This is a genomic window from Pseudomonas agronomica (assembly GCF_025917275.1).
Classification (GTDB): domain Bacteria; phylum Pseudomonadota; class Gammaproteobacteria; order Pseudomonadales; family Pseudomonadaceae; genus Aquipseudomonas; species Aquipseudomonas agronomica.
Window position 1 is genome coordinate 1 of the sequence record NZ_JAOSHO010000618.1, and the last position, 2597, is coordinate 2597.

Sequence of the window (2597 nt, forward strand, 5' to 3'; positions counted from 1 at the left end):
GTGGGAGCGAGCCTGCTCGCGAAAGTGGCCTGTCAGGCAACATCAATCAGGCATGGGTATCGATCGAAACAGTCATCGCCTGCAACAGCGCAGCCTGCAGGGTCTGCAAGGTCGCCTGGGTTGCCATGATCTGGGTCTGGATCGCCATGGCCTCCTGGGATTTCTGCTCCTGGTCGGCCTGGCTTTTCTGCACGCGGGCCAACTGGGCTTGTTGCTCGGCCAGCAGTTTCTCAGTCCGCTCGATCTGCTTCTTCAACTGCTCGATGACGTTGCTGGCGCCGCTGCTGCCGCCCACACCGGCGATGTTCGCACCGCTGGTGTCGACTTTCAGAGCCTTGTCCTTGTCTTCGCTGCTGTCAGTCGGTGTCACCGGACTGACTGCCTTTTCTTCTTCAGCCCCGCGAATGGAGACTTTGGGCGCTGACAGCGGATAAGGGTTTACGGTCGTTGCGCTGATACTGGTCATAGAGACTCCTCCTTGGCTGACCGGTTATCGGCACGCAACAGCGCTTCTTGAGGCTGAATCGTTTCAATAAATAAACTCGAAACGGTCGGCGTCCAGGTTGGCCGGAAACCGCGTGCGATACGCTGCCAGGTCCGCCGCGCTCAAGCACACGGTGAACACACCATCGGCTTCGCCAGCGCTGAGCAGGGTTTCGCCCTGGAAGTCCAGCACCTGGCTGTCGCCGGTATAGGCGAAGCCCTTGCCGTCAGTGCCGATCCGGTTAACCGCCGCTACGTAGCACAGGTTTTCGATGGCCCGCGCCGGCAGAAGCCGGTTCCAGTGATGGCGCCGGGCGCCCGGCCAGTTGGCGGTATACAGCAACAGGTCGGTGTCCTCGGCGTCGCGACTCCACGCAGGGAAACGCAGGTCGTAGCAGATCAACGGCCGGATCCGCCACCCCTTGAGCTCGAACAACACTTGCTGATCGCCCGGCGTGTAGTGGTTGTGCTCGCCCGCCATGCGAAACAGATGGCGCTTGTCGTAATGCAGCACTTCGCCGTCCGGCCGCGCCCACAGCAAGCGATTGCGATGACTGCCATCGGCGGCCTGGACGATCACGCTGCCGGTGATCACCGCCTCCAGTTTCGCCGCCTGGTCCTTGAGCCATTTGCTGGCGGGTCCTTTTTCAGGCTCCGCCAGGGTCTCGGATTCCATGGAAAAACCGGTGGTGAACATTTCCGGCAGGATAATCAGGTCCGCCCCGCGCGCCTGTTCAAGCAACGTGTCGAAATGCTCCAGGTTGGCCCGGCGGTCGTGCCAGGCCAAGGTGGTCTGGATCAAGGCAACGTTCAGGTTGGGCAAGGCGCTCAGATCACGCATAGTTTTTCCGCCGCTTCGCGCAGCGTCTCCTCGCGCTTGGCAAAGCACAAGCGCACCAGGCGCTGGCCCTGCGGCGGGTTCTGGTAGAAGACCGAAATCGGAATGGTCGCCACGCCGTGTTCACGGGTCATCCACAGCGCCATATCGACGTCATTGAGATCCGGGCGGATCTGCGAGTAATCGACCAGTTGGAAGTAAGTGCCGGCGACGCGCTTGAAGCTGAACCGCGACGGCGCCAGCAGATCGCAGAACAGGTCGCGCTTGGCCTGATAGAAGCCTGGCAATTCATCGACGTGTTCGGGGTGCTCGGCCATGTAGTCGGCCAATGCATATTGCAACGGCGTCACGCCGCAGAAGCTGACGTACTGATGCACCTTGCGCAGCTCCGCCGTCAGGGCCGGTGGCGCCACGACATAGCCGGTTTTCCAGCCCGTGACGTGGTAGGTCTTGCCGAACGAACTGACCACGAAGGCGCGGCGATACAGTTCCTCATGGGCAAGTACGCTGGCATGGGGCACGCCGTCGAATACCAGGTGCTCGTAGACTTCGTCGCTGATCAGGTAGATGTCACGATCACGGATCAAGGCCGCCAATTGGTCCAGCTCGGCGCGGCTGATCAACGCTCCGCTGGGGTTGTGCGGCGTGTTGAGGATAATCATGCGCGTGCGCGGGCTCAGGGCTTCGCCGAGCTTCTGGAAATCGATGGCGAAATCGTCCAGGCCCAGTGGCACATGCACGCAACGCCCGCCGGCCAGTTGCACGGAAGGCTCGTAGCTGTCGTAGGCTGGGTCGAAGACGATGACTTCGTCGCCACTGTTAACCACCGCCGCAATAGCGCAGAAAATCGCCTGGGTCGCGCCTGGGGTCACGGTGACTTCCTGATCGGCATCGACGCTGGCGCCATAGCTACGGGCGATCTTCGCCGCGATCTGCTGGCGCAGCGCCGGCAGGCCGGTCATGGGCGAATATTGGTTGTGGCCTTGGGCAATGTGCCGGCCGACCGCATCGCGCAGGGCTTGCGGGCCATCGAAATCGGGAAACCCCTGGGACAGGTTCAGCGCGCCGGTCTGTGCGGCGAGCTGGGACATCTGGGTGAAAATCGTGATGCCGACGTTCGGCAACTTGCTGGTGATCATCGAGGGTTCCCTGGGTCTGCACCCGGCTCTGGTGCGGCGCGGGAGAGGTCGAGGATAGCCCAATCGCCGGGCATGAAAAAGGGTGCCCGTGGGCACCCTCTTCAATGCGTATCATCACACAACCCCGTGGCGAGGGA

Annotated in this window: 3 protein-coding genes; all 3 read right to left on the reverse strand. The window is 62.0% G+C overall.

What is annotated here, in order from left to right:
* Positions 1-46: 46 nt before the first annotated feature.
* The 3 genes from OC610_RS25300 to OC610_RS25310 all read right to left on the reverse strand — a co-directional run bounded on the left by OC610_RS25300 (position 47) and on the right by OC610_RS25310 (position 2460).
* Entirely contained in the window at positions 47-466 is a 420-nt protein-coding gene (locus OC610_RS25300; protein WP_264431759.1) for a hypothetical protein, read from the reverse strand.
* Between the two features lie 63 nt (positions 467-529).
* Entirely contained in the window at positions 530-1324 is a 795-nt protein-coding gene (locus OC610_RS25305) for an amidohydrolase (protein WP_264431760.1), read from the reverse strand.
* The gene (locus tag OC610_RS25310) at positions 1312-2460 is read right to left on the reverse strand and encodes a pyridoxal phosphate-dependent aminotransferase (protein WP_264431762.1); all 1149 of its coding nucleotides are present in this window, start codon (positions 2458-2460) and stop codon (positions 1312-1314) included. The genes OC610_RS25305 and OC610_RS25310 overlap by 13 nt, the downstream gene beginning before the upstream one ends.
* Positions 2461-2597: the final 137 nt, after the last annotated feature.